The sequence below is a fragment of the Desulfobulbus oligotrophicus genome (genome assembly GCF_016446285.1).
Classification (GTDB): domain Bacteria; phylum Desulfobacterota; class Desulfobulbia; order Desulfobulbales; family Desulfobulbaceae; genus Desulfobulbus; species Desulfobulbus oligotrophicus.
On the sequence record NZ_CP054140.1, the window covers coordinates 1,906,683 to 1,932,903 of the forward strand.

The 26,221-nt window shown below is 51.8% G+C and carries 28 protein-coding genes and 1 pseudogene; 21 read left to right on the plus strand and 8 right to left on the minus strand.

All coding sequences use genetic code 11. The annotated features are described in order from the left end of the window. Positions 1 to 15 precede the first annotated feature (15 nt). The 6 genes from HP555_RS08560 to HP555_RS08585 all read left to right on the plus strand — a co-directional run bounded on the left by HP555_RS08560 (position 16) and on the right by HP555_RS08585 (position 5,245). Positions 16 to 453 carry a hypothetical protein gene (locus tag HP555_RS08560; protein WP_199261533.1) on the plus strand — a complete coding sequence of 146 codons (438 nt, stop codon included), beginning with the start codon at positions 16 to 18 and terminating at the stop codon, positions 451 to 453. A gap of 51 nt (positions 454 to 504) precedes the next feature. Beyond that, positions 505 to 966, plus strand: a complete 462-nt coding sequence (locus HP555_RS08565; protein WP_199261535.1) for a GspH/FimT family pseudopilin — start codon at positions 505 to 507, stop codon at positions 964 to 966. A 9-nt stretch (positions 967 to 975) separates the two neighbouring features. Next, entirely contained in the window at positions 976 to 1,167 is a 192-nt protein-coding gene (locus HP555_RS08570; RefSeq protein ID WP_199261537.1) for a hypothetical protein, read from the plus strand. A 100-nt stretch (positions 1,168 to 1,267) separates the two neighbouring features. Then, positions 1,268 to 2,548: a sulfate adenylyltransferase gene (sat, locus tag HP555_RS08575; RefSeq protein WP_199261539.1), complete on the plus strand. Its 1,281-nt coding sequence runs from the start codon at positions 1,268 to 1,270 to the stop codon at positions 2,546 to 2,548. Between the two features lie 132 nt (positions 2,549 to 2,680). Then, the gene (gene aroB, locus HP555_RS08580) at positions 2,681 to 3,760 is read left to right on the plus strand and encodes a 3-dehydroquinate synthase (protein ID WP_199261541.1); all 1,080 of its coding nucleotides are present in this window, start codon (positions 2,681 to 2,683) and stop codon (positions 3,758 to 3,760) included. A 243-nt stretch (positions 3,761 to 4,003) separates the two neighbouring features. Continuing rightward, positions 4,004 to 5,245 carry a bifunctional nucleoside/nucleotide kinase/histidine phosphatase family protein gene (locus tag HP555_RS08585; RefSeq protein WP_199261543.1) on the plus strand — a complete coding sequence of 414 codons (1,242 nt, stop codon included), beginning with the start codon at positions 4,004 to 4,006 and terminating at the stop codon, positions 5,243 to 5,245. Between the two features lie 31 nt (positions 5,246 to 5,276). On the opposite strand, the gene HP555_RS08590 is transcribed toward HP555_RS08585, so the two are convergent. Further along, positions 5,277 to 5,627, minus strand: coding sequence for a hypothetical protein (locus tag HP555_RS08590; protein ID WP_199261545.1), 351 nt, complete (start codon positions 5,625 to 5,627; stop codon positions 5,277 to 5,279). 179 nt (positions 5,628 to 5,806) lie between these two features. Here HP555_RS08590 and HP555_RS08595 point away from each other — a divergent pair, with 179 nt between their 5' ends. The 4 genes from HP555_RS08595 (at position 5,807) to HP555_RS08610 (ending at position 9,860) form a co-directional block, all read left to right on the plus strand. Next, complete coding sequence (locus HP555_RS08595; RefSeq protein WP_199261546.1) at positions 5,807 to 6,937, plus strand: SPFH domain-containing protein; 1,131 nt, start codon at positions 5,807 to 5,809, stop codon at positions 6,935 to 6,937. 43 nt (positions 6,938 to 6,980) lie between these two features. Continuing rightward, positions 6,981 to 8,219, plus strand: coding sequence for a hypothetical protein (locus tag HP555_RS08600; protein ID WP_199261548.1), 1,239 nt, complete (start codon positions 6,981 to 6,983; stop codon positions 8,217 to 8,219). A gap of 91 nt (positions 8,220 to 8,310) precedes the next feature. Further along, on the plus strand, positions 8,311 to 8,832 hold the full coding sequence (locus HP555_RS08605; protein ID WP_199261550.1) for a nucleoside deaminase: 522 nt from the start codon (positions 8,311 to 8,313) through the stop codon (positions 8,830 to 8,832). Next, entirely contained in the window at positions 8,829 to 9,860 is a 1,032-nt protein-coding gene (locus tag HP555_RS08610) for a radical SAM protein (RefSeq protein WP_199261552.1), read from the plus strand. Before HP555_RS08605 ends, HP555_RS08610 begins: the two co-directional genes overlap by 4 nt. Positions 9,861 to 10,142: 282 nt before the next feature. Here the strand turns inward: HP555_RS08610 and HP555_RS08615 are convergent, their stop codons facing one another. The 4 genes from HP555_RS08615 to HP555_RS08630 form a co-directional block, all read right to left on the minus strand. Then, positions 10,143 to 11,042: a DMT family transporter gene (locus HP555_RS08615; RefSeq protein WP_199261554.1), complete on the minus strand. Its 900-nt coding sequence runs from the start codon at positions 11,040 to 11,042 to the stop codon at positions 10,143 to 10,145. A gap of 37 nt (positions 11,043 to 11,079) precedes the next feature. Continuing rightward, positions 11,080 to 11,826, minus strand: coding sequence for a twin-arginine translocase subunit TatC (gene tatC / locus HP555_RS08620; protein ID WP_199261556.1), 747 nt, complete (start codon positions 11,824 to 11,826; stop codon positions 11,080 to 11,082). Beyond that, entirely contained in the window at positions 11,823 to 12,287 is a 465-nt protein-coding gene (locus HP555_RS08625; protein ID WP_199261558.1) for a twin-arginine translocase TatA/TatE family subunit, read from the minus strand. Before HP555_RS08625 ends, tatC begins: the two co-directional genes overlap by 4 nt. A gap of 90 nt (positions 12,288 to 12,377) precedes the next feature. Next, on the minus strand, positions 12,378 to 12,749 hold the full coding sequence (locus tag HP555_RS08630; protein ID WP_199261559.1) for a nitrous oxide-stimulated promoter family protein: 372 nt from the start codon (positions 12,747 to 12,749) through the stop codon (positions 12,378 to 12,380). Between the two features lie 407 nt (positions 12,750 to 13,156). Here HP555_RS08630 and nrfH point away from each other — a divergent pair, with 407 nt between their 5' ends. The 3 genes and pseudogenes from nrfH (at position 13,157) to HP555_RS08645 (ending at position 16,762) form a co-directional block, all read left to right on the plus strand. Further along, positions 13,157 to 13,669, plus strand: coding sequence for a cytochrome c nitrite reductase small subunit (gene nrfH / locus HP555_RS08635; RefSeq protein WP_199261561.1), 513 nt, complete (start codon positions 13,157 to 13,159; stop codon positions 13,667 to 13,669). 23 nt (positions 13,670 to 13,692) lie between these two features. After that, positions 13,693 to 15,217 (plus strand): annotated as a pseudogene (gene nrfA / locus HP555_RS14390) (ammonia-forming cytochrome c nitrite reductase). A 231-nt stretch (positions 15,218 to 15,448) separates the two neighbouring features. After that, positions 15,449 to 16,762, plus strand: a complete 1,314-nt coding sequence (locus HP555_RS08645; protein ID WP_199261563.1) for an adenylosuccinate synthase — start codon at positions 15,449 to 15,451, stop codon at positions 16,760 to 16,762. A 3-nt stretch (positions 16,763 to 16,765) separates the two neighbouring features. Here the strand turns inward: HP555_RS08645 and HP555_RS08650 are convergent, their stop codons facing one another. Continuing rightward, positions 16,766 to 16,930, minus strand: coding sequence for a hypothetical protein (locus HP555_RS08650; protein WP_199261565.1), 165 nt, complete (start codon positions 16,928 to 16,930; stop codon positions 16,766 to 16,768). Here HP555_RS08650 and rpoZ point away from each other — a divergent pair. From rpoZ to glyS, 8 genes are all read left to right on the plus strand, one after another. Continuing rightward, complete coding sequence (gene rpoZ, locus HP555_RS08655; protein WP_199261567.1) at positions 16,929 to 17,195, plus strand: DNA-directed RNA polymerase subunit omega; 267 nt, start codon at positions 16,929 to 16,931, stop codon at positions 17,193 to 17,195. The two genes, HP555_RS08650 and rpoZ, sit on opposite strands and share 2 nt — an antisense overlap. A 22-nt stretch (positions 17,196 to 17,217) precedes the next feature. Further along, on the plus strand, positions 17,218 to 18,372 hold the full coding sequence (dnaJ, locus tag HP555_RS08660; RefSeq protein WP_199261569.1) for a molecular chaperone DnaJ: 1,155 nt from the start codon (positions 17,218 to 17,220) through the stop codon (positions 18,370 to 18,372). Beyond that, complete coding sequence (gene moaC, locus HP555_RS08665; RefSeq protein WP_199261571.1) at positions 18,365 to 18,862, plus strand: cyclic pyranopterin monophosphate synthase MoaC; 498 nt, start codon at positions 18,365 to 18,367, stop codon at positions 18,860 to 18,862. Before dnaJ ends, moaC begins: the two co-directional genes overlap by 8 nt. Before the next feature lie 36 nt (positions 18,863 to 18,898). Next, complete coding sequence (gene dksA, locus HP555_RS08670; protein ID WP_199261578.1) at positions 18,899 to 19,261, plus strand: RNA polymerase-binding protein DksA; 363 nt, start codon at positions 18,899 to 18,901, stop codon at positions 19,259 to 19,261. Positions 19,262 to 19,270: 9 nt separating this feature from the next. After that, a complete protein-coding gene (gene galT, locus HP555_RS08675; RefSeq protein WP_199261580.1) occupies positions 19,271 to 20,269 on the plus strand; it encodes a galactose-1-phosphate uridylyltransferase in 999 nt (332 codons plus the stop codon). 9 nt (positions 20,270 to 20,278) lie between these two features. Next, on the plus strand, positions 20,279 to 20,635 hold the full coding sequence (locus HP555_RS08680; protein WP_199261582.1) for a response regulator: 357 nt from the start codon (positions 20,279 to 20,281) through the stop codon (positions 20,633 to 20,635). A gap of 67 nt (positions 20,636 to 20,702) precedes the next feature. Beyond that, entirely contained in the window at positions 20,703 to 21,506 is an 804-nt protein-coding gene (locus HP555_RS08685; protein WP_199261584.1) for a GTP cyclohydrolase, FolE2/MptA family, read from the plus strand. Between the two features lie 12 nt (positions 21,507 to 21,518). After that, positions 21,519 to 23,591 (plus strand): glycine--tRNA ligase subunit beta, encoded by a 2,073-nt coding sequence (glyS, locus tag HP555_RS08690; protein WP_199261585.1) that lies wholly within the window; start codon positions 21,519 to 21,521, stop codon positions 23,589 to 23,591. Positions 23,592 to 23,948: 357 nt separating this feature from the next. On the opposite strand, the gene ccsB is transcribed toward glyS, so the two are convergent. Together ccsB and HP555_RS08700 are read right to left on the minus strand one after the other, a co-directional pair. Further along, on the minus strand, positions 23,949 to 24,797 hold the full coding sequence (gene ccsB / locus HP555_RS08695; RefSeq protein WP_199261587.1) for a c-type cytochrome biogenesis protein CcsB: 849 nt from the start codon (positions 24,795 to 24,797) through the stop codon (positions 23,949 to 23,951). 45 nt (positions 24,798 to 24,842) lie between these two features. Beyond that, positions 24,843 to 26,195: a cytochrome c biogenesis protein ResB gene (locus tag HP555_RS08700; protein ID WP_199261589.1), complete on the minus strand. Its 1,353-nt coding sequence runs from the start codon at positions 26,193 to 26,195 to the stop codon at positions 24,843 to 24,845. Positions 26,196 to 26,221: the final 26 nt, after the last annotated feature.

Below are 26,221 nucleotides of genomic sequence, written 5' to 3' on the forward strand. Positions count from 1 at the left end.
TTGACCAGGAGAAGAATGATGAGACCACAACAGTGGATAGTTACAATAGTTGCCTGTGTCCTGTTGTTGGGACAGGTTGTCCTGGCACAGGCGGAGATGCGCCGGGATGGACACGGCGACACGGTGTATCCGGGTGCTGATGAGTATGAGGGGGTTTTTGTACATACTCACGGGCAATCCGATGACAGCCCGCGGACAGTTGTCATTGATGACAGCATTTTTATGGTGCACAGTGGGGCAATCTTCCGGAATGCCCACGGCGGGCCCATCTCCCTGGAGGACTTTAAGCCGCAAACCCCGGTCGGATTTTTTGCACTCGGCACTCTTTTGACAAAGATGTGGGTGCTGGGTGAACCGGCGGTGGAAAAGAAAGCTGATGACACCGCCGGTGGGACAGGCCGGAAAGAAGATGCTTCGTTTTTTCGCGATGACAAAGGTGTCTGGAGAAATTAGCAGGTTGGGCAGGAAGGCTCGAAACCTCTTTACCCGCAAAGGAAGGCAGGTATGAAACAGTCAACCAGCCGGGGCTTCACCCTGGTGGAGCTCATGGTGACCATGGCCATCATCGGCATTCTGAGTGCCATTGCCATCCCCAACATGATCGGTTGGCGGACCGAACGGATGTTGCGCGGTGCGATCAACAACCTCCAGGCCGATATGCAGCTGGCACGAATGCGGGCTATCCGGGAAGGCGAGGTGGTGGCGGTGCTCTTTGAATCGGCTACCCGTTCGTACCGGATCTTTGTGGACAAGAACAATAACTGGCTTGTGGATGCAGATGAACCGGAGCTGCGGCATGTGACATTGCCGACCAATGTGACAATATCCAAGTGTACCTTTGCCTCGAACCGTACCCGGTTTAGGCCGAACGGCATGCCGTCGGTGATCGGCACTGTTACGCTGAAGAACAAGGCCGGTGAACTTGCTCTTGTTGTCAACCGTGTGGGGAGGTTGCGTACAGAGTAGGAGAATACCGTGGTCGCCCCTGAAATATGGCATGGAAAATCAACTTTTTCACCCCTGATCACCGCTGTGACAGGGGTGTTTTTGTCTATAAATATATGGGTATCTATGCAAACGATGGGTCTCATCATTTTTGCTGATTATTTTCATGAGTTTTTTTTCTTGACTTCCGGGGTACTTCCTTATAAATATCTTGTAAACTGAATGAAGGTTCAGTTTTTTGCCCAGGGAGTAATCCGGTTTTTAACCGGAATTAAAGTAGGTTTAATATTCTCACCAGAATACAACCAGAGAGGAAAAAAGAATGAGTTCAAAATTGGTAGCACCCCACGGTGGTAAAGGTCTTGTGTGTGCCTTGCTTGAAGGTGCCGAGCGTGAAGCGGAGTTGAAAAAAGCTGCAGGCCTGAAGCAGGTAGAAGTGACTGATCGCGCCAAAGGCGACCTGATCATGATGGGTATCGGCGGTTTTTCTCCGCTCTCTGGATTTATGACCAAAGCTGACTGGAAGGGTGTTTGTGAGAATTTCCAGATGGCAGACGGTACGTTCTGGCCGGTACCGATCACCCTGGATGTTTCCACAGAAGATGCTGCCGGTATCAATGTCGGCGATGAGATTGCCCTTGTCAACAAAGGCAAGACATACGCCACCATGAAGATCACCGAGAAGTTCGAGATGACTGAAGCTGATAAACGCTGGGAGTGCGAGAAGGTCTTTAAGGGCCAGGGCGAAGAGTCAGCGGATGATAAATTCTGGGAGATCGCACCTGAAGACCACCCCGGCGTTATCATGGTAATGAACCAGAAGGAATTCAACCTGGCAGGCCCGGTTAAAGTACTGTCCGAAGGTGAGTATCCTGCCGAGTATCCCGGCATCTACCTGAAACCTGTTGAGGTTCGCGCCATGTTTGACGAGCGTGGCTGGGCAAACGTTGCCGCCCTGCAGCTGCGTAACCCCATGCACCGTTCCCATGAGTTTCTTGCCAAGATCGCCATTGAGGTGTGTGACGGTGTGCTGATTCACAGCCTGATCGGTAACCTGAAGCCTGGTGACATTCCTGCTGACACCCGTATCGAGGCCATCAAAATTCTGATTGACCACTACTTTGTGAAAGAGCATGTCATCAATGCCGGTTATCCGCTGGATATGCGCTATGCCGGTCCGCGTGAAGGTCTGCTCCATGCTACCTTCCGTCAGAACTACGGTGTCAACAACATGCTGATCGGTCGTGACCATGCCGGCGTGGGTGACTTTTACGGCCTGTTCGAAGCACAGGAGATCTTTGATCGCATTCCCAAAACCGGTGATCCCGGCAAGGATCTGCAGTGCAAGCCGATGAAGATCGACTGGACATTCTACTGCCATAAGTGCGATGGTATGGCCTCTCTGCGTACCTGCCCGCACAGTAAGGAAGATCGTGTTATCCTGTCCGGAACAAAACTCCGCAAGGCCCTGTCCGAAGGCGCCCCGGTAGTTGACCACTTTGGTCGTGACGAGGTTCTTGTTCTGCTTCGCAAGTACTACGCCGGTCTCACCGAGAAGGTTGAAGTGAAGATGCAGAGCCACGCTGCAGGTAGCGCAATGTAAGTTCTGATCGTATTGACTCCGGTTCTGAAAGGAGATGTCGCATTGGCGGCATCTCCTTTTTTTGTTACAGTAAAGGGGCTGTGAGCAGGACCGATACAGGACGATACTCGATATCAGAGGAAGGAAAAAGATATGGTGAAGCAGACGATAGAGGTTGGACTTGGTGAGCGGAGTTATCCGATCGCCATTGGTCCCGGAGTTTTGAGTCAAATCGGCGGTCTGCTGAAAACAGCGGGCATTGCCGGACGATACGGAATAATCAGTGACGATCGGGTGGCTGCACTCTATGGCAACACTGTGCTGGCGGCCCTTGTAGAAAACGGTGTGCGCGCTGATCTTTTTACCTTTCCTCACGGAGAGGCGAGCAAGTGTTTACAGACAGTGGAGGAGTTGGCCGGCAGACTTGCAGCCTCTGGTTTTGATCGTACCTCCGGACTTATTGCCCTTGGTGGTGGTGTTGTCGGCGATATCACCGGATTTCTGGCATCCATTTACATGCGCGGCATTCCCTTTGTACAGATTCCAACCAGCCTGCTCGCCCAGGTCGACAGTTCGGTGGGCGGAAAAACCGGTGTTGATCTTACTCAGGGAAAGAACCTGATCGGCACCTTTTACCAGCCGCGTGCGGTCTATATTGACACCGAGGTCTTGCAGACCCTGCCGGAAGAGGAGTTTCTGGGGGGGATGGCCGAGGTCATTAAGTACGGGGCCTCAATCGATGCTGATTTTTTCCATTGGCTGCGTGAACAGCGTGATGCGATTGTGGCGCTTGATCCTGCGGTGATTGTCCCGATGATCCGGCGTTGCTGTGAAATGAAGGCGGCAGTGGTGGAACAGGATGAACAGGAGAGCGGTCTGCGCCGGATCCTGAATTTCGGGCATACCATCGGTCATGCTGTTGAAGCGGTTTCCGGCTACGCGTTGAACCATGGTTTTGCCGTTGCCATCGGCATGCGTGCGGTTGCCGAGCTGGCGGTTCGCAGCGGCCGTGCCTCGTCAGCAACGGCTGAGCAGATTGAGGCACTGTTGCATCTCTACGGCCTGCCGGTGGCAATACCTGCTCAATACGATCGTGCAGCACTGCGGCAGTTCATGCGTGCAGACAAAAAGGCCAGCAATGGCCGCCTTGTCTTTGTACTGCCTGTTGCCCTTGGCAAGGTCGATATAACCGACCGGATCGATGAAGCAGCACTTGATGCCGTGTTGGCATAGAACCGTATCCAGCGGTCAACGGTCCTGCATACACTGGTTGGCGGCACGGTTATTGTGGAGTTGTCCTGTGCTGTCGGGCCGGTTATCGGCACGTAAGCATCCATGTTGCTCTGCTGTCTGTGACGCATCTTTTATTGTAAGAAAAGAAACGATGTCCGCAGTGCATCACCTGTTTGTGCCCAAAAGCAAAGAAGAACATTCCATTGATCTGCTGACGAACAATCCGCCGGTGAGGGAGGGGATATGAAACGAAAGCTGGTGATTGTGATGATGGGATTACCGGCCCGCGGTAAATCAACCATGGCGCGCAAACTCGGGCGCACGCTTGAACTTGACGGGGTCCGCGTACGGATCTTCAACAATGGTGAATTGCGGCGGCGTCTTGACAGCGGTACTGATACCTCTTCTGCTGCATTCTTTTCACCTGCCAACATCCAGGGGGTTGAGATGCGGGAGCGGATCGCCCAGATGAATATCGAGGCGGCACAGACGTTCTTCAGTGAAGGCGGCGAGGTTGCGATCATGGATGCCAGCAACGTGACCAGACGCCGTCGGCAGCATGTTGCCGACTCGTTTCCCGGGGTGCCGCTGTGTTATATCGAATGCCTCAACGCCGACGAAGAGGCGCTGGAGGCTAATCTGGAACGTAAGGTCCGCTTGAAGGAATTTCAGCACCTGACCCATGATCAGGCTCTGGAGAGCTTTATTCAGCGCATCCGCTCTTATGAATCGATTTACGAACCCCTTGACGCTGAGACCAACCGTATTGTTGTTGACTCCTTTGAATCCTGTATCCTGCAGGAGCACATCACCGATGTGTTGCCGTATTACGACCGGATCCGTGATATTCTCACCACCCGGGTCGTTCGCAACCTCTTTCTGGTCCGACACGGTGAAACCCTGTTTAATCAGGAGGATCGCATTGGTGGCGATTCGGATCTGACCGGCAAGGGACGTGAACAGGCAAATGCCCTGGCCGAACATTTTGCCACGGTGCGTATCCCTATTATTTTTACCAGCAACTATAAGCGGACACTGCAGACCGCCACACCGATAGCCGAGCGACAGCACCCCTGTTCAATTATTGCTCTGCCGGAATTCAATGAGATTTACGCCGGGCAGTGTGAAGGCATGACCTATGAGGAGGTTCGGCAACAGATGCCGGATGTGGCGAAAGAACGGGGCCGCAACAAGTACAGCTATGTCTATCCGGATGGAGAGGGGTACATGACCATGGAGGAACGGGTGCTGCGCGGCCTGAAAAAGGTATTTTTCCTGAACAACTACAGTGAAAATATCATGATCGTCGGTCACCGTGCGGTCAACCGGGTGATCTTATCCTGTTTTTTATCCCGCCAGGAAGAGGAGATCCCGTACATCTATATGCCGCAGGACCGTTATTATCATATCCAGATAGATCCGCATAAACGGATCTTTGAGCTCATTGCGTACCGAAGTATCGTTTCAGGCGGTATCAGCTGGTAAGGGTATTGATAAGCCGGCCGAGACGGCCGTGTCACTGCAGGGTGATGGTGTCATCCTGTGTGTACCCGTGACGAACACCGTGTTTCCTTTCCTTTTCAAGGAGATGGTTTCTGGCCTCTTCTTCAGAGATACCCATGTGTTTCGCCAGATCGTAAAGGGTATAGCAGGGATCACCGTCCGGACTGAATCCGCGCGGTTTAAGATCTGGAAACTGTTCGCTGGTTGCGTGCCCGCCGGCCTGTTGAAGGAGTTCTTTGATTTCCGGCGGTCCGTAAATCAACAGCCATTCCACTGCAGAAGCCCATATTTCACTGTCCACAGTCGGATGCGCCAGGATTGCCATGGCCGATTCCACTGTCCATTCTGACTGAAATGTCGTCATCTTGTTGTCCCTCTCTGCTTGAGAATAGCAGCGCCGGTTGTTTCAGCAGCTGTGGAGCACTGTTTCCTGCCGGATGTGCTTTTTGGCTGCAAAGATCTCTTTGTCTTTGGTACTTGGCGCTGTCTTCACTATAATACAAACAATTATGACAACAACCTCTTCTCGGCAGGAGCATCTTTATGGGGGCAGATAATGTTATTTTGCTGGAAGCCCTGGAATGGTTCGATGAGAGCGGTGAGGAGCTGCTGCATCGTGTACCGGAACAGGGATCCGGTGAAATTAAATTCGGCGCGCAACTCACCGTACGTGAGAGTCAGGCTGCGGTCCTTTTTTATAAAGGTCGGGCCTGTACTGTTTTCGGGCCGGGCCGGCATACGCTCAAAACCGGCAACATCCCTCTTCTGACCAAGATCCTCTCCGCACCTTGGGGAATGGTCAGTCCGCTCAGAGCCGAGGTGTTTTTTGTTAATCTCAAGGTATTTACCGATCTGAAATGGGGGACCCGCGACCCCATCGCCTTTCGCGACGCTGAGCTGGGTCTGGTCCGACTGCGCGCCCACGGTGTGTTTAACCTTCGCGTTGTGCAGCCGCTTTTGCTGATCAACAATCTGGCCGGAACCATGGGACGGTATACCACTGATCAGATAGAAGACTATCTGCGCGAGGTGATTGTTTCCCGGTTCAACGATTACCTGGGAAAACATCTCCACTCGCTGTTTGACCTGCCGGGTAGATTTGACGATATTGCAGACGGTTTGCAGAAGCGACTGGTACAGGACTTTACCCGTTTCGGGCTGTCTTTAGCCGGTTTTTATATTACCTCCATAACCCCGCCGACGGAAGTGCAGCAGGCCATTGACGATCGATCCAGATTGAGTGTTATTACAGATATGGACGCCTTTGTCCGGATGAAGGCCGCCATGGCCATGGAAAAGGCGGCAACAGGCGGCGGTGAGGCCGGGGCTGGTTTAGGGCTGGGATTGGGAATGATGATGCCTGCGATGCTTGGCGGCATGCAGACCGGCGGAGGTGCTGTTGCAGCCGGTGGCTCAAGGGTACAGGAGACTGTTTGTGAAGGTTGTGATAACAGAGTTCCGGCTGATGCCCGTTTTTGTCCTTACTGCGGTCATCAGCAGGTCCGCAGACACTACTGTCGCAACTGCGGCAATGATCTGAGTGCAGGAGCACAGTTTTGCCCCCGGTGCGGTTATCCTGTGGATGAGGATAGGGAGCTCATCTGCTCGCAATGTCAGAAAGTCAATGTGGCCCGGGCAAGTTTTTGCAACGGGTGCGGCGGCAAACTGGCCTGATTGGTATGGCCTGTTTTTTCATGCCGACTGAACGGTTGCTGCAATGAAATTGCTGGTTAAACAGGATTGCCCGCAGTGCGGGGCCCCGGTTGAACTGACCGAAGCAGAGTCTGTACTGTACTGCGGATCGTGCGGGATACGGAGCATGGTGCAGAGTAACAGTCCACCCCGTTATGTCCTGCCAATGGCGGGAGATGCCTCATCAGCCGGGCTGCTGCTGGCTCCCTATGTGCGGTTTAAAGGAACCATCTATCTGGTGACCGAGTCCGGAATCGATCACCGGGTGATTGATACAACCCGGGTGGCCAGCTCGGCACTGGGGTTGCCGCCGTCTTTAGGGGTGCGTCCACAGGCTATGCGCCTGCAGAGGATCGATCCTGCCGCAGAGAACCTGTTTCTCACGCAGACACTCAAGGCAAGTGCCATTTTAGAAAAAGCCGCTGCCGTGGGCAACCTCGTTCCCCAGATCGGCCAACAGTTTCTGCACCGTGCCTATATCGGCGAACATCTCAGTTATATTTACCTGCCGCTTGTTATTAAGCACTGTGGTCTGCACGACGGGGTGACAGGGGATAGACTGTGTGATCTGGTTGACTTCATCAGCGGTGATCTGGCCAATCGACGATATGATGATGGCTGGCAGGTTCGTTTTGTGGCGACACTCTGTCCGCAGTGCGGGGCCGGGCTTGAGGGAAGTAGTGACTGTCAGGTTATGACCTGTCCCAACTGTCATTCAGCCTGGGGAGTGACCCCGAAGCAGCTGGTGCGTCTTGATTGGCAGATGCAGGCCGGTGACAGCGCCACGAAACTCTTTTTACCATTCTGGAAGATATCCACCCATATTCCGGTACTTAATATTTACAGCTTTGCCGACTTTGTTGAGCGCACTAACCAGCCGTTTCTCCCCAGACCGCAATGGCGGAGCAGGGTGATGAGTGTGTGGGTGCCGGCGATTCGTTTACGACCGAAAGTGTTTCTTCTGGCCGGACGACAGGCAACACTCGGCCAGTGGCGGCTCAGACCAGTGACAGCAAAACTGCAACCGAACTTTTTTCCTGCAACCTTACCGTTTTCCGAAGCCCGGCAGGCGGTTAAGCTGATGTTGGCCGCATCCACTGCAAGCCCCAGACGCATCTTTCCGATGCTGCCCTACACCCGGCTGACAGAGATGACAGCACAACTGATCTATCTTCCCTTTACCGAACTGGGCTGTGACTGGGTGCAACCGCACACCGGCGTGACCATCGGCAAGAATATTCTGAAATTCGGTCGGACTCTCTAGTTTTGACAGCGGTCTGTTCCGGTGGTATAGGTATACCTCTGTATCACGTCTCTGGGAGCATTCTTCTCTTTTTTGCTGTCAACACCTTGTTATGATGAGCGAACACGAACAGTTCATGCGGGTTGCCCTGGATGAGGCCCGGCACGCCCTTGCTGCCGGCGAGTTTCCCGTCGGTTGTGTCATGACCATTGACAGGCGTATTGTTGCCCAGGGCAGGCGACATCACAGTCAGGGTGAGCGTTGCAATGAAATCGATCATGCGGAGATGCTGACTTTACGACAGCTGATTGCCGGGCATCCTGAACTCGACCTCAGCACCGTGACAGTCTACACAACCCTGGAGCCCTGTCTCATGTGCTATACCACCATGCTGCTGTCGGGAATCCGTACCTTTGTGTGGGCGTATGAGGATGTTATGGGAGGAGGCGTCAATCTGCCGCTCTACATGCTGAACAGCCTGTATGCACAGATGAAGGTGTATCTGTATGATCGGGTGTTGCGCCGGGAAAGTGTCCGACTTTTTCAGGAATTTTTTCGAACCGGTTCGTACTGGCAGGACAGTCTCCTGGCGAGATACACCCTGGCCCAGGATGTGGAGGCCGAACAGCCATGAACGTTGCATCGCCTGCAACGGCGCGTACAGTCGGGTTTAAACATGGGGAGCGCAACGTATTTTTTCATCTCCTCACAGCCTGTAATCTGAGCTGCCGTCACTGTTACATCAACCCTGATCAGCATGGTACCCAGACGCTTTCCTTGGAAACGGTGCGGCAGTGGTTACGACTTTTTGCCAGGTCGGAACAGGAGACAAACCTTATACTTCTGGGCGGTGAACCCACCCTGCACCCGGAGCTGCCGGCGATCATCAGGGCTGCCAAGAACCTGCGCTATGCGGTAACCGTTGATACGAACGGTTATCTTTTTCACGACCTGCTCAACCGGGTGACCCCTGATGAACTGGATTACTTGAGCTTCAGCCTTGACGGACCGGATGCGGCAACCAACGACCCGATCCGGGGAGAGGGTGTTTTTGACCGGTGTACGGCGAATATCCGCAGGGCGGTGGCTGCCGGTTTCAACACCAGCCTTATTTACACGGTTTCCAGCCTCAATGTTGAACAACTGCCCCAGATGCCGGCGTTACTGTCCGATTTGGGCGTCCACCGTTTTTTCATCCAGGTGATCGGTCTGCGAGGCAGTTCAGCAACACCGCAGTCCGAGGCAGCGACACACTGGCAGGTCGAACCGCAGCAGTGGCTGGAGATTATTCCTCAGGTAGCCGCAGAAGCAGCACAGCGGGGAATTCATGTGGTCTTTCCCAAGGTATTTCTTGACCCTGGTGAACAGTTTCAATGTGCAGGGATTGTGTCTGAAAATTATTTTATTTTCCCCAACGGTCGCGTGTATCGTTGCCCCCTGTGTGAAGATTATCCAATCCACAGTGCCGTCATCGAAAACAATCGTCTGGTCCCCTGCGATGGTCTGACTGAGGAGCGTTTCTTCCAGCTGACTATTCCAGAGGGTTGTGTCATGAACAGGCTGCTGCAACCGGGAAATATCAGTTACCATAGTGACGGTACCCCGGTGCATTGTATCTCCTGTTGTTTGCTCAAACAGGAGATATTGCCTGTCTCTTCCTGAATGCCCCAGTCGGATCGTCAAGGCAGCTTGCCGAGTAAAGCCGGTCAGGCCGATCTGTACGTTTTCTGCTCTATTCCCATCAGACACCTCGCAAGGCACAGTCCGTATCAGCGTCAATGGTTTTGAGCTGATATATTAGGCAGTTATGGACCAGTCCCCGTCCACAGAGGAGGTGCGTCCGCTCACCCCGAAGATCGCATCAGCATCCGCTTGCCCTGGATTATGGACCCTTTGCTTCGGCAAGGATAAAGGTGCGAGCCATCGGCCTGAGAGGGATTGGTGTTACCGGGACGGTTTTTTTCGGACAGCCAGCGCAACATTTGCAGCAAAGAGCAGGGCGGCGCCCAGCCATCCGGTTGCGGTAAGTGGTGGATCGGCAACCAGAAACGGACCGAGAAAGGCGGCAATGAGAATACGGCTTGAGGAGATGACCGCGCCTTCGACTGCGGTGACGTAGAGAAAACCGTAGGTTAACAGGTACTGTCCAAGAATTCCCGCAATCGAACAGGTCAGCAGAAAGAAGAGATCCAGCGGTCTGGGCAGAAAGATCGTCCCGTGGAGAAAGGGAAGAATACAGAGAGCTCCCAAACCGAACATGTAGAAGAGAATGGTCTGCGCATCGTGGAATTGTCGGCTGAGATTGAGATAGATGATCGAGACCCCGGCAAACAGACCGGAAAGAAGTCCCCAGTAGTTGTTCCAGTCCAGTGTTGTGCCTGCTGGATCGAGAATGAGCCAGATGCCCAGAGAGGCAAGGCCGACGATACCCAGCGCCACGGTATCGCGTTGATCCCGGAGTGTGATCCATGAAAAGATCGCGACAAAAACAGGATAGGTCATGTTGAGGATATTGGCACTGGCAAGCGAGGAGACATCAACTGCTTTGTAAAAACAGAGGACTGCCAGAGCATTGGTCACAGTACGGCCGAAAATATAATGGACATGGTTGCAGCTTGGCCGATGCCCCTTGAGGACAAACACTGTTCCTACCAGCACAAAGCCGAGAACAAAGCGGGCAAAGGTGTAGTAGGTGGCGCTTATGGTTACATAAGAGCGACCCCAGCTGATAATGGCTGTGGCCAGATAAAAGAAGACGGCAGAGCCGAAAACAGCCAGCCAGCCAAGGAGTTGCCGGTGTCGAGCCAGATCGGCCTGTCGGGTTTGGGAAGCGGGCACAGCCATAAAACAGAGGCAATCCTTGCAAAGAGCGGGCAGTTCTTCAGGCGGTTGAGGATGAGTTGTGCTGCTGCTTCTTCCCGCCGAAGACACGACCGGCAAGGATGCCCATCTCGTAGAGCCCGAACAGTGGAAAGGAGAGCAGCGCGGTGGCGGTTACTTCGCCGGTGGTCAGCAGAAAAGAAAGAATGACAATGGCTAAGTAAAAGGGGAGCCGTTTAGTGCGGAAATGATCGGGCTGCAGAAGGCCGGCTCGAATCGCCATGACCATGAGAAAGGGGATCTGGAAGGCAATGCCGAAGGCCAGCATCATCCTGATGGTGAAGGTCAGGTACATGCCGATCTTCAGCATGGGAACAAGGTTGGTGGAAGTGTAACTCATAAAGTAGTGCAGCATGCGCGGCAGGGCGACAAAAAAGGCAAAGAGAGTGCCCCCGGCAAACAGCAGGGTTGCCCAGAGAGTGATTGTTCGCACCATGCGTTTTTCATTGTCCAGAAGTCCGGGTGAGATGAAGAGCCAGAGTTCATACAGTAAAAAAGGAAAACTGACAGCCAGACCTGTCAGTAAAGAGAGTTTCAGATAGCTGAGAAAGGCATCGGTCAGCTTTGTGTACACCAGCTTGCCGAGCTGCGGATATGCCTCATACAGCGGCCGCATACACCAGGAGGCAATGGTATCTTTAAACAGATAGGCGATAATACTGGCCAGTGTAAGGATAAGACAGGAGCGGATAAGCCGTTTGCGCAGCTCTTGATGGTGAGGCCGGAATTGATCCAGAATGCCGATCATTGCCGATTGTCCGGCTCAGGAGCCGGTTGTTCGTCAGGTGAGTCTGAGGAGGTGGGGTCGGCTTCACTGACTTCCGGAGTGGTTTGGTCTGTTGCAGCTGTGTCGTTAAGGATCTGACTGTCAGTATGAAACTCGGCTTCGATGGCGCGCGCTTCAGGTTCCGGATCAATATCCAGAGGCTCATCGTTCGGATCAGAAGAGGTGTCTGGCTGCCATACTGAAGGATCAACACCGATCATCTTTCCTCGCAGTTCGTCGGCGGTCTTGCGCAGTTCATCCTGTACCGAGTTCAGTGACTCACTTTCTTTGGTCAGTTCTTCCCGAACCTGATGCAGTGTCTTTTTTAAATCCATCAGGCCCTTGGCCATTGATTTGGCCAGCCCGGGTAACTTGTCCGGACCAACCACAATCAGGGCAACAGCAAAGATCACAATCATTTCCGGGAGGCCGATACCAAACATGGACGATTACCGGGGGTGAGTTAAGGGAGTAGCATGTTTCAGGGAAGTAGCAACTCTACGAGATTTGCCGTAAGGTGTCAAGACGCTGCGCTATTCTCTTGACTGCGGTTTATAGAGTCCGTCGAGGAAATGACGCAGTGTTAAAAGTGGATGCAACAGGAGCATGCGTGGCCCGGAAAAGCGCATAACTTCTCTGATCTGTCTGCCCTGAGCCGGTGCATAGCAGTGGATCCGGCACTTGCCGCAGGTGGGCTTGCATTTCTGGAAAGGGCAGTGTTGCAACCGTCTGTATGCATAGTTCAGAAGGGCCTGACATTGCGGACATAACTGTGATGAGCCGCCATGATGCGCTGTACAGAATAACGAAAGCATGGCCTTTACTGTTGTGGCTTCACGTTGTAATCGTCGGGAAGAAAAATGTGTGGCTGTCGGCTGGTTGTCCGGCACTGGATGTTGTTTCATTGTTTTTCAGGAAGACGGGATAGAGATTGTAAAGTTTGCGGTGCTGAGAGACTGTAGTAGTGTTGTACTTGCATCACGTTGGTCCTGTATTTTTTTAAGGCATGCAGCAGAATAGCTGTCTGCAGCCGGCATTGACCATGACAGAAGAGGGCCAAAATCAGTCCGGGTCTGGTTAAAGTTTCTGTCTGCCACTGCTTTTAGTCCCTTTGCTCTTTATGGAAAATAGTGTAAAGAATCAGAAAATAAGAGCTAAAAGTTTTATTTCAAGGGAGCCGGATCGTTCGGCGCTAAATAGCAGAAGGAGGTGAGCAAACAGACAGACAGTGCGAGGAGGAGTGCAGGAGCACCTGCACAGAACCGGAAACACGGCAACAAGGTGAACGTTGCCGGTAAAAACAGGGTGGCCTATGAAATATCTCGCTATTTTTGCTGTGATTGTGGCTGTTGGCGTGTTTGCCAACCTTGTCCATGAGTCACAAGCACTCTCCTATCTATCGAGTGATCCTCAGGTTTGCATCAACTGCCATCCCATGAACATCCACTACGATACCTGGCAACACAGTTCCCACCGAGACAAAGCCATCTGCGTGGATTGCCACCTGCCCCGTGATAGTTTTATCAACAAGATGATCGCCAAGGCCAGAGACGGGTACAATCACTCCGTGGCCATGACCTTCAAAACGTACGGTTATAACCTGCGTGTCAGCGATGATGCGGCCAGGAGAATTCAAGAAAACTGTATCTCCTGCCACAGTGAAGTCGTCTCTGAGATGATGGCCAACAGTGCGCTCTATGATAAGGTCGCGGACAGCAGTGTGCAGATGGGGCGAAGGTGTTGGGAGTGTCATCGGGAGACACCCCATGGTAGAATGCGCAACATTACAGGATCACAGAACAATTTCACTGCCCAGGTATTTTAAGGATTTAAATCAGGAGAAAATGCATGAAAAAGTCATCAATTGTCTTCACCCTGAGTGTGTTGGCCATTGTGCCGATGGTGCTGCTGACATTGTCCATCCGGGAAAACAAGGCTGATCAGCAGGTGATAGACGCTGTGCCGGTTATTAAGGATGGTGAGACACGAGCTTCCGAGTGGGGAAAACATTATCCCCGTGAGTACGACAGCTACATGCAGACCAGAAAAAGTGATGAGATCGCCGACGTGCTTGAAGAAGATTCCGCCCTGGTGGTGATGTGGGCCGGGTATGCCTTTTCCAAGGACTATAATAAGCCGCGGGGGCATTACTATGCTATTGAAGATAACATCAACACCCTGCGGACCGGGGCACCGGTTGACGATAAAACCGGACCTCAGCCAACTGCCTGCTGGACCTGTAAGTCGCCGGATGTACCCCGTCTGATGAAGAGGGACGGTGAGCTGGAGTACTTTACAGGCAAATGGGCAAAGTATGGAGATGAGGTTGTCAACACCGTCGGTTGTGGTGATTGCCATGACAACAAAACCATGAAGTTGACCCTGACCCGTGATTACCTGAAGCGGGCACTTGATGCAGAAGGTCGGCTGAAGGTTGCCGATGTCACCCATCAGGATATGCGTTCATTAGTCTGTGCCCAGTGTCATTCCGAATACTACTTCAAGAAAACCGAATGGGAAGACAAGGGTGAGCAGAAAACAGCACTGGTTGTGACCTTTCCCTGGAACAAGGGGATCAGTGCTGAAAAAATTGAGGAGTACTATGACAGCTATGGTTTCAGCGACTGGACCCATCAGTTGAGTAAAACACCCATGCTGAAAGCGCAGCATCCGGATTATGAAACATTCACGACAGGTATCCATTACCGGAACGGGTTGAGTTGTGCTGACTGCCATATGCCCTATGTTCGGGAAGGTGGTGTTAAGTACACCAGCGGAAGGTGGTGTTAAGTACACCAGCCATAACGTCAGAAGCCCCCTTGAGACCATTGCCAACACCTGTCTGAACTGCCACAAGGGGACGGAACAGGAGTTTCGGGAACTGGTGGAGTTGAAGCTGGATCGTAAAAACGAACTCGCCAGGGCGGCAACCGATGTGCTGGCCAAGGCGCACCTTGAAGCGGCTAAGGCTTTGAGCCTTGGAGCAACCGAAGAGGAAATGAAGGCTGCACAGCAGGATATCCGTCATGGTCAGTGGCGATGGGATTTTGCTGTTGCCAGTCATGGCGGCTTTTTCCACGCTCCGGAAGAAACACTGCGGGTGCTGGCTGGAGCAATCAACAAGGGACAGAATGCTCGTTTGAAACTACGGGTTGTTCTGGCCAAGTATGGTGCTGCAGACTATGAGGCTCCGGATTTCTCCACAAAGGAAAAGGCACAGGAGCTCATCGGCTTGGATTTAAAGAAGATGGCGGAGGAAAAAAATACCTTTTTGAATACCCTGAAACAGGAGTGGTTTAAGAAGGCGGAAGAGAAAGGATTGTTTGATCCGGACTCCCGTAAAGATATGGTACTGAAAACCTCCTATAATTAATTTCAGATAACCCGTTGTTCATACCGGCTCCTCAAAGCTGCTTTTCCGGCAGTTTTGGGGAGCTCTTTTTTTAGTAGCCGCGTAGGGTTGTCACAGCGGTTCCCGAGCATCTCGTTTGACTTTCTTGTTTGTTTCTGCTACACTAAAAAGGTTGTGTGCCGGTAAAAAAGACTGAGGATTGTCGGGCTGTACCGTGGTGCCCGGAGACGCTATTTTTGAAAAGGAGAGAACATGGCCAGTGTAGTCGTGGTCGGAGCCCAGTGGGGTGATGAGGGCAAGGGGAAAATTGTTGATCTTCTCACCCAGTACGCTGATTATGTTGTCCGTTTTCAGGGCGGTAACAATGCCGGCCATACGTTGGTTGTCGATGGCAAGAAGTATGTCTTTCACATCATACCTTCAGGTATTTTGTACGAGAAGAAAACCTGTGCCATTGGTAACGGCGTTATCATCGATCCGGGTGTTTTGCTCACCGAGATGGCTGAACTTGCCGAAAAGGGGATTGTTGTTACGCCGAAACAACTGTTGATCAGTGCTAATGCGCATCTGATTATGCCCTATCACCAGCGCCTGGACGTGGCCCGCGAAAAAACTCTGGCAACCGGGAAGAAAATAGGTACCACGGGTCGAGGCATCGGGCCCTGCTATATGGACAAGATCGGGCGTGTAGGGATGAAAGTTGGTGATCTGCTTGATATGGCCCTGTTTACTGATAAGCTGCAGGCAGCTGTGGAGGAGAAAAATTTTATCCTTACCCGGCAATTTGATGCGCAACCCGTTGATTTTGACAAAATACTCTCTCAGTTTGAGGTCTATTCAGCACAGCTTGCACCGTTTATCGGGAATGTTTCCGTGGAGCTGGATCAGGCCCGTAAAAAAGGCAAGCATATCCTGTTTGAAGGAGCGCAGGGAACACAGCTTGATGTTGACCATGGCACCTATCCTTTTGTCACCTCCTCAAACACGACTGCCGGTAATGCCTGTATCGGTTCCGGTTTCGGGCCCGGCCACATCAACGAGGTCATCGGGATACTCAAGGCATATACCACCCGGGTGGGAGAAGGACCTTTTCCCACCGAACTGCCGGAAGGAGACGTGATAGGTGATGCTTTGCAGCAAAAAGGGCATGAGTATGGGGCAACGACAGGTCGACGTCGACGTTGTGGCTGGTTTGATGCTGTCGTTGCAAGTGACGCTGTCCGCTTAAACGGTTTGACCGGATTTGCAGTCACCAAACTTGATGTACTTTCCGGCCTGCAAAAAATAAAGATAGCTACTCAATATCGGGTAGATGGTGAATCATATACCTTTATGCCTGAAAATATTCGCAAGGCACAGTCAGCCAAACCTGTGTACGAGGAGATGGCAGGCTGGGAGGTTGAACTGTCCGATATTCGATCCTATGAAGATCTGCCGGAACAGGCAAAGTCTTATCTGAAGCGGGTTGAGGACCTGACAGGCGTGGCTCCGATGATTGTTTCCGTCGGACCCGATCGAGAAGAAACACTGCTGTTGCGCAATCCTTTTGCTGTTCCCGGTCAGTGATACTCACTCCAGGGACTTGTCAAATTCAGGATCATGATTATGTAAATTACCGGTCGGGTTTTTGTTGTGACTCTTGATGGTTACCTGCATCAAGGCGACAAAACGGTGCCCGGCGTTCTGCTCCCGGAGACAAATTGCTCCGGGATTTTTCATGGAGATAAACAGCATGGCTCGCATTACTGTAGAAGATTGTTTGGAAAAAGTCGGTGATGACAACAGGTTTGCTCTTATTCATCTGGCGGTGGAGCGCATTCGCCAGCATCGCAAGGGGGAACCTTTTCTGGTTACCGGTAAAAACAAAGAGGTTGTCATGACGCTTCGGGAGATTGCCGCCGGCAAGGTGACATTTGATAATATTCATGAACTCTCCAGAAAGCCCAAGGCCGAACAGGTGATTGAGCCGGAAGCCGTGGATGAAGAGGATGAAGAATAGCCTTAAGAGATTGTAACTGATCATGAGTAAAAGCTACTATGAAATTTTAGGCGTCAGTAAGGACGCGTCTGCAGAAGCGATAAAAAAGGCATATCGCAAGTTGGCGATGAAACATCATCCTGATCGTAACCAGGGTGACAGCAATAGCGAAGAGAAGTTCAAAGAAGCTGCCGAGGCCTACGAGGTGCTCAGCGATCTGCAAAAACGGCGTATTTACGATACCTATGGTAAAGAAGGGCTGCTGAACAGCGGGTATAGCGGACCCGGCAGTAGTGAAGATATCTTTTCCCATATCAACGACCTGTTCGGTGACCTGTTCGGTTTCGGAGGCGGGCGGGGAAGACGTCGCGATCCTTCTGCACCTGTGCACGGCGAAGACCTTCGTTACGATATTCGCATTTCTTTCATGGAAGCTGTGCACGGGATACATCGACAGGTTGAACTCACCAAAAAAGAAACCTGCTGGACCTGCGAAGGCAGTGGATCACGGCCCGGACACAAACCTCAGACCTGTCCCACCTGTCAGGGGCATGGTCAGGTGATGCGTTCTCAGGGGTTTTTCCAGGTGACAACCACTTGTCCTCAGTGTCACGGGCAAGGACAGATCATCACGGATCCCTGTACTGACTGCCAGGGGGAGGGTTTGATCAACCGCAGTAAAAAGGTCAGTATCCGAATTCCGGCCGGGGTTGACACCGGTTCCCGTATGCGCCTTGCCGGAGAAGGCGAGGGAGGGCGTCGTGGTGGACAGTCAGGTGATCTCTATGTGGTGATTCATGTTGATGGTCACGAACATTTTCAACGGGACGGCCAGACCATCTATCTTCGTTTTCCAGTTTCCATGGTGCAGGCTGCGCTGGGGTGTGAGGCGGAAGTACCCACCATTCATGGCAGTACAATGTTGAAGATTCCCGCTGGAACCCAATCCGGCACACGGTTTACCCTGCGCGGCGATGGAGTCGCCAGTTTGCGTGGCGGTGCTAAAGGTGACATGGTGGTTGAGGCACAGGTGAAAACCCCGACCAAACTGACCAAAGAACAAAAAGAACTGCTTCGCGAGTTTGAGAAACTGAGTAAAGAACACGAAGGGGATGGCTTTTTTTCACGGCTTTTCCATGGCCATGTCGGCAAGCAGAAAAAAAAGAACGTTGATCAGGAAAAGGTGGCAAATGCCTGAACAGTTGACCCATTTTGACGGTCATGGTAACGCTCGGATGGTTAATGTGGGTGACAAGGCGGCAACTGTTCGACGCGCGACTGCTGCAGGGGCTGTCACCATGTCACGACAGGTCTATGACATGGTTCGGCAGGGAACGGCCAAGAAAGGAGATGTTCTGGGAGTGGCTCGTATTGCCGGGATAATGGCGGCTAAAAAAGTTGACCAGTTGGTGCCTCTTTGCCACCCGCTGAACATCACCGGAGTGGATATTGCCTTCTCGTTCAGTGATGCGGATACGGCTGTTGCAATCGAGGCAACGGTATCCGTCAACGGCACGACAGGCGTGGAAATGGAAGCACTGACAGCGGTGTCAGTCGCGGCGCTCACCATCTATGACATGTGCAAAGCGGTTGATAAAACCATGGTCATCACTGACATCCGTTTACTGCACAAGAGCGGCGGCAAGAGTGGGGATTTCGTCAGGTCTTTCACCTCTGTACCACTATGAGCCGGAACACGAGAACCACCTCGTTGGAGAGTGAATATGGATGAACAAAATCTGTTGCGTTTTAAAGAGCTGCTTGAAGGGATGAAGGTCGAGATCAGCTCTGATGTGGAACAGACCTTGAATGAGATGACAAGCCAGCTGGGAAATATACCTGATCCTACTGATCGTGCCAGTATTGAGTCCGACCGCAATTTTGAATTGCGTATACGAGGGCGGGAGCTCAGACTCATGGATAAGATTGAAGAGGCACTTGCCAGGATCGATGATGGGACGTACGGGATTTGCGCCAGTTGCGGTTGTGAAATTGCCTTGAAAAGGTTGGAGGCAAGACCGGTGGCCAAGTTTTGCATTGATTGCAAGTCCCGGCAGGAACAGCAAGAAAAAGAACAGGGAAGATAGGCCGATTTTATGCCTGAATTACGAAAAGACCCGATCCTCGGTCGATGGATCATTATTGCAGAAGAGCGAGGAAAACGTCCCACCGACTTCCTGGTAGAAGAGTCCAAGGTCAAGGGGGGCTTTTGTCCCCTCTGTCCCGGGAACGAAAAAACCACTCCTGATGAGGTGCTGGTGTATGGAAGGCAGTGGGGGGACCCTAACTCTTCAGGGTGGAAACTGCGGGTGGTTCCCAACAAGTATCCGGCCCTGATTATCGAAGGTAATCTCGACAAACAGGGAGAGGGTCTTTACGACCGCATGAACGGTATCGGCGCCCATGAAGTCATCATCGAAACACCGAATCATGACGATCGTTTTACCTACTTGCCGCCGCAGGATATGCTGCTGACGTTTCTGGCTTTTCGCGATCGAATTCTTGATCTGGCGAAAGACAGTCGTTTTAACTATGTTGTGGCGTTTAAAAACTATGGGAAGGCGGCCGGAGCATCACTTGAGCATTCGCACTCCCAGTTAGTGGCCCTGCCTATTTTACCGCGGATGGTGACTGCTGAACTTGAGGGCAGTCTTTCCTATTACAAGTACAAGGACAGGTGTATTTTCTGTGATATCATTCGTCAGGAGATGCAACAGAACATTCGCCTGGTCTGTGAAAATGACCACTTTGTAACGCTGACTCCTTTTGCGCCACGTTCACCCTTTGAAATGTGGATTCTGCCCAAACGTCACCACTCCTCATTTGTGGCACAGGACGACCGTTCCCTGATCGCCCTGGCGGAAATTTTTTCTGAAACCCTGCGTCGGCTGGATGCATGTATTCCCCATGCACCCTATAACTTTGTGCTCCATACCCAACCGTTACGTTCCGGTTCGCTCGACTATTATCACTGGCATTTTGAAATTGTTCCCAAATTGACGTCCATTGCCGGTTTTGAATGGGGTACCGGATTTTATATTAATCCCATGCCACCGGAGGACACCTGCCGATTTCTTCGGGAAGTTACACTGTGAGTGATTACCATGGAAAAGAAACGAATTCTGTTGGTCGATGATGAAGAGAGTATACAGCTTCTCTACCGTGAGGAGTTTGAAGAGGAGGGATATATTGTAGACTCTGCCTTGAACGGCACTGAGGCACTGGAAAAATTCCGAGCCAATCTGCCTGATCTGGTGGTGCTGGATATCAATATGCCCGGGATGAACGGGATTGAAGTTCTGCGACAGATGAAAGAGATAAAAGCTGATATGCCCGTTATTCTGAACTCCGCCTATCAGGAGTACAAACAGGATTTCGGTAGTTGGGCTTCAGAGGCCTATGTTGTCAAATCCGCCAATATGGATGAGTTGAAGGCAACCGTTCGTAAATATCTCTCCTGAAGATGATCGGTCCGATGGCCACCGGAAGTGCCGTTTTCTGCTCATTTTTCCCACCCCGCCACTCTGCATGAAAGATATCCAGAGCCTTCACGATTCACGTCGGATTGATATCCGCAAGGTGGGCGTGAAGTCGGTCACCTATCCGATAATAGTCCTTGATAAGGCCTGCACCACACAGTCTACGCTTGCGCGGATGAACATGTATGTGAACCTGCCTCATCATTTCAAGGGGACGCACATGAGTCGTTTTATTGAGATTCTCAATCGATTTCATGGTCGATTCAATCTGAAGATGTTCCGTTCTATTCTTGAAGAGATGAAAAACAGGCTTGATGCCGAGGCTGCGCATCTGGAAATGGCTTTTCCTTACTTCTGTACAGCTGGAACAATGCAGTCGGCACCTGGCATGGAACGTTATGATTGCCGGTTGCATGGTTCGCTGGCTTCGGATTTTGATCTTGTCGTGGAGGTTGAAGTACCGGTTCGTCTTTCCTCGCAGGGATGTCATGAGAACACAGCAGATATAGCGGGTGTCTGGGGTGATGTGACGGTTGCGGTCCGAATGAAGCATTTTCTTTGGATCGAGGATCTTATTGCCCTGGTGGGTCAGGGGGTGGACTCTCAGATGGCACAGACCAGAACAGTCGAATCCATGTGCCGGTGTGTAAGCGCGGTTTTACAGAGGACGGACTCGTTTCAATGGTACAAAGTTGTTGTGAAAAATCGAACCACCGGTTATTCAACATTTGCCTCCTATGAGTGGCCGGAACAGACGCTGTCACGGTTTGATGCCGTCGAAGAGACGTGCTGCCGTGGTGAGTTTTCACCGGCAGGGTTTTTCTGCCCGCATACTCTCCCAATTAACCTCTAAAAGTTGACTGCCATGAGCGAACTTCTTTTTGAAATCGGAACAGAAGAAATTCCAGCGGGGTACATTCAACCAGCCCTTGATACGCTGGCCACTGCCGCGGCCGATAAACTGTCTGACCTGGGCCTTGCCTTTGGCACCATTCAGACCTTCGGTACCCCCAGAAGATTGACGCTTACGGTGACCGGCCTGCAGTCTCGTCAACCTGATCGTTCTGTCGAACATCTTGGTCCGTCGAAGAAGGCAGCCGTCGACGCAGAGGGGAGATGGACCCGGGCTGCGGAAGGTTTTGCCCGTTCACATGGTGTTGAACCGGATCAGTTACAGATCGTTATCACACCCAAGGGTGAGTATTTGCAGGTGGTGGAGGATGTGCAGGGACAGGAGACCGCTGTCTTGTTACCGGCACTGCTGGAATCGCTCGTTCACGGGTTGGTCTTTCCCAAGTCCATGCGTTGGGCCGATTACAATCTCACCTTTGCCCGGCCTATCCAGTGGCTGCTGGCTCTGCATGATGGAGTGGTGTTGCCGATGACCATCGGCGGTGTGACCAGCGGCAATACGACCCGTGGCCATCGGTTCATGGCTCCGCAGGCAGTTCCTGTCACTGGTATTGAGAACTACCTTCGTACGCTGGCTGAATGCTTTGTGATTGCCGAGCCGGCTGAACGTAAGGCCATGGTTGTGGAAGCGGTTAAAAAGGTTGTTGTCGCTACAGCCGGAACCAGTGCACAACCGGTTTTGCATGAGGGATTGCTGGACACAGTGACAAATCTGGTGGAGCTGCCCTGTGCTGTTTGCGGCCGTTTTGATCAGAAGTTTTTACAGCTGCCCGAAGAAGCCCTGATCACTTCCATGCGTGAGCATCAGAAGTACTTTCCGGTGGTCGATCAGGACGGCAAATTGCTTCCCCTTTTTGTGGCAGTGAATAACACCAGAGTGACAGACCAGGAACTAGCCACCAGTGGTCATGAACGGGTACTGCGAGCACGTCTTGAAGATGGCCTGTTCTTTTTTAATGAAGATCGCAAACGACCGCTGATTGATCGGTGTGCAGAGTTACACGGTATTGTTTTCCAGAATAAACTCGGGACAATGCAGGATAAAAGTGAACGTATCAGCCGCATGGCGGGTTTGCTGGCCGCTCAAATCGCACCGGAGCTCTATGACGATGCGGTGCGCGCCGCTACCTTGGCCAAGGCGGACCTGCTGACTGCCATGGTTGGAGAGTTTCCTACCTTGCAGGGGATTATGGGACGAGTTTATGCGTTGCATGATGGAGAAAAACCAACAGTTGCCCTGGCAGTTGAAGAGCATTATCTACCGCTTCGTGCCGGAGGCAAGGTTCCCCATTCTCTGCTTGGAGCCATTGTCGGTATTGCCGATCGTCTGGACACACTTGCAGGGTATTTTGCCATTGGTGAGAAGCCGACCGGCAATAAAGATGTCTTTGGTCTGAGAAGGCAGGCGATCGGCCTTATCGGCATTGTGCGTGAACGCAATCTCACCATCTCTTTACACGAGTTTGTCACCGCCGCTTTACTCGGTTATGGTGATCTTGTCAGTCAGGATGTGCAGATTGTTGATGAGGTGATTTCTTTTATTCAGCATCGTTTTGAAAATGACCTCATCGCTTCGGATTGTGCGCAGGAGGTGGTTGAGGCGGCAACTGTTGCCGGATTTGATGAACTGACCGACTGTTTAAAGCGCATCGATGCGTTAAATGAAATTTACAGACAAGGCAGTTTTCGGGTCCTGGCCGGTTCTTTTAAGCGTATTAACAATATTATCAAGGACAACAGGCAAACAGCCGTTGATGAGGCGCTGTTGACAGAGCCTGCTGAACGGGCACTGTATGCGGCCCTTGTAACTGCGCATGAAAAAGCATCACCTCTTCTTGAGCAACAGCTGTACTATCAGGCCTTGCTGGAAATGCTGATCATAAAGGAGCCTGTTGATCAGTTTTTTGATAGCGTGATGGTGATGGTTGAGGATATTGATGTCCGTCAGAACCGTTTGAATCTGCTCAGTGCTTTAAGAGCACTGGTGCTCCGGGTGGGGGATATTTCTAGGATGCATGTGGAGTAATATCTTAGTCCTTTTTTGTATCGTTAGTAAAAAACAGAAGAGAAACATCAAAGGCCGTCCATTGGACGGCCTTTGATGTTTCTCCGGTGTTTTTCACCTGTTTGTTGTGACCATCAATGCCGCCCCGGACTCTTTCGTTCCCAGGGAGAAAGGGGAGGCGGCGCGTGACAAAAACGAATGGCCGGTGGAGGTGAATCAGCACATTTTATGCAAAGTACATTTTTTTATGCAGGCACTCATCATTGGGAAAAGATTTTTAAGGCCCGCACCTCTGCCGCATGAGCCTCTGTTCAGCAAGTGCAGACTTTCATCTTTTTCCCTGTCAGGTATCAGCTGTAACCAGAAAGGTCGTGCCGATCATACAGAACCGTAACTGTGCAGTCCTGAGAGAAGAAAGTTGACACCAAAATAGGTGAAGCCGACTGCAAAGAGCCCCAGGATTGCGAGCCACGCTATTCGTTGCCCCCGCCAGCCCCGAGTAAAGCGTGCATGCAGTGTCAGAGCATAGAGAAACCAGGTGATGATCGACCAGGTTTCTTTCGGATCCCAGCTCCAATAGGTACCCCAGGCCTCATTTGCCCAGATGGCTCCGGTAATAATGCCGGCCGACAACCACAGAAAACCGAAGACGATATTTTTGTACGTGAGGGTATCGAGCACCTGTAAATTCGGCAGGGAGCTTGCTGCATTTTTCGATTGCTGTTTTGCCTCTGCAGCTGCCCTGAACAAGTACAGGACACCAAGTCCGCCGGCCACGGTGAACGCCGCATAGCCCACAAAACAGGTGACCACGTGGGCAATCAGCCAGTTTGATTGCAGAGCAGGGATCAGGGGGGTGATCTGGTCATCGATACGATTGGATAAAGAGGCATAGGCCATGGCCAGGGCTGCAAAGGGAATGACAAAGGCACCGACAACACGCGTTTTGAACCGGTATTCCAGGACTAAGTATAAACCGGCGATACACCAGGCAAAAAAGACCAGTGATTCATACATATTGGTCAGAGGGGCGTGACCGATACCCATCTGATACGATTCATGCCAGCGCAGAGCGAGTGCTGCGGTTTGAGTGGTCACACCGGCCAAGGTGACCAGCATGCCGATTTGCCCGAGTCGTTCTGTGCGAAAGATGAGTAAACCCAGATAAAAAACAGCGGCCAGAAGATAGGCGATCATGGTGATGCCGAAAAGAAGAGAACTGTCCATAATGATTTAAACGAGCATAATTTCCAGGAGAGATACGTCTTGCATTTATTTCTTTGACTCTTCAATCAGTTCAAAGAGTTTTGCTTCAAAACCCACCTTGTTTTTATTGGCCTCACCAGCGAAAAGAATACGGCTTGCCTGTCCATCTTCTTGAATGAAGACATAAATTTTCCTATGGGATAGAAAAAAAGCAACGTAGAGGCCGACAAGCATCAACAGACAACCGCTGTAGACCAGCCAGACTCCCGGGTCTTTGGTTGCCTGGAGGCCGGAGGCGTAGCGTTGACTGATCGTCAGCAGGTAGGTTCCGGAAGGCCGTTGGATGACGGTTTCCTGATCGGTGTCAACCCAGAAAACAGCAGGGTCACCCTGATTGTCAGTAAACCAGATTTTCAGCCGCCGGGTGATCTCACCCTGGCTTTCCCTGTTAATAATACCGTAGCTGACACCGGCTTCGGACCATTCCAGTTGAGTGGCAGGGACAATGACAGCGGCTGTTGCCATGTTACTCTCTTTTTTCTGCAGGATCACCCGATAATTCTGATAGGGTTGGTAGTTTGACTGATAAAATGTAACGCCTTTATAGGTTAAAGGTTTGTTCACCTCTATGTCGGCTGTCTGCACGACCTGCCCATTTTCTGCAATTGAAGCACGAGTACGGTAGGTTTTCGGCATCCCGTTGGGATAGTGTTCGATGGTGAAGGTGTCGCATCGCAGCTGAAAACCTAAACCCACCTGTTTCCCGGTTTTGAAGGTCGTGACATGATCGGTACTTTCACCCTCAGGAAGCATGATGGAGCCTTTGAAGGCAAACTGCGGGTCTCGCAGCAGTTTGCGTGCGACAACCGATGAGCCGAACAGGGCACCGACAAGAATAAGCAGAATTGAACCGTGGACGATATACACACCAAAACGCGTCCAGCCGCCTCGATCGGCAACGGTGAGATAGGATGCGCCGATGTTTTTGCTGCGAGGCTGCCAGCCCTTGTTTTTTAAGATGGTCAGGACACGACTGTTTGCGGCTTCCGGTGAGATGGGTAGCTGTATCTCTTTTTTTATCGGGAGATGCTGGAGTCGATCCGGCGAAACAGTCAGACTGTCCCGGCGGAGAATGCGGAAAACCTGGGGGATGCGTTCCATGCTGCAGACGATCAGGTTAACAGCAAAGAGGGATAAAAGGAAAAGAAACCACCAGGAATTGTACATATCGGTAATATCAAGAAGTTGGAAAAACTGGGCGGTTTTTTGTCCATACCTCTCAATATAGAAGGCGCGGGGACTGTTCTGCGGAATCAGAGTACCGATGATCGAGGTTGATGCCAGTAAAAAGAGCAGAAACAGGGCAAGCTGTACGGAGGCGAACAGGCTGGTAAAGGAATTTTTTTTAAGGGAGTTCATGAAAAAATGGTGTGCAAAGAGAGCTT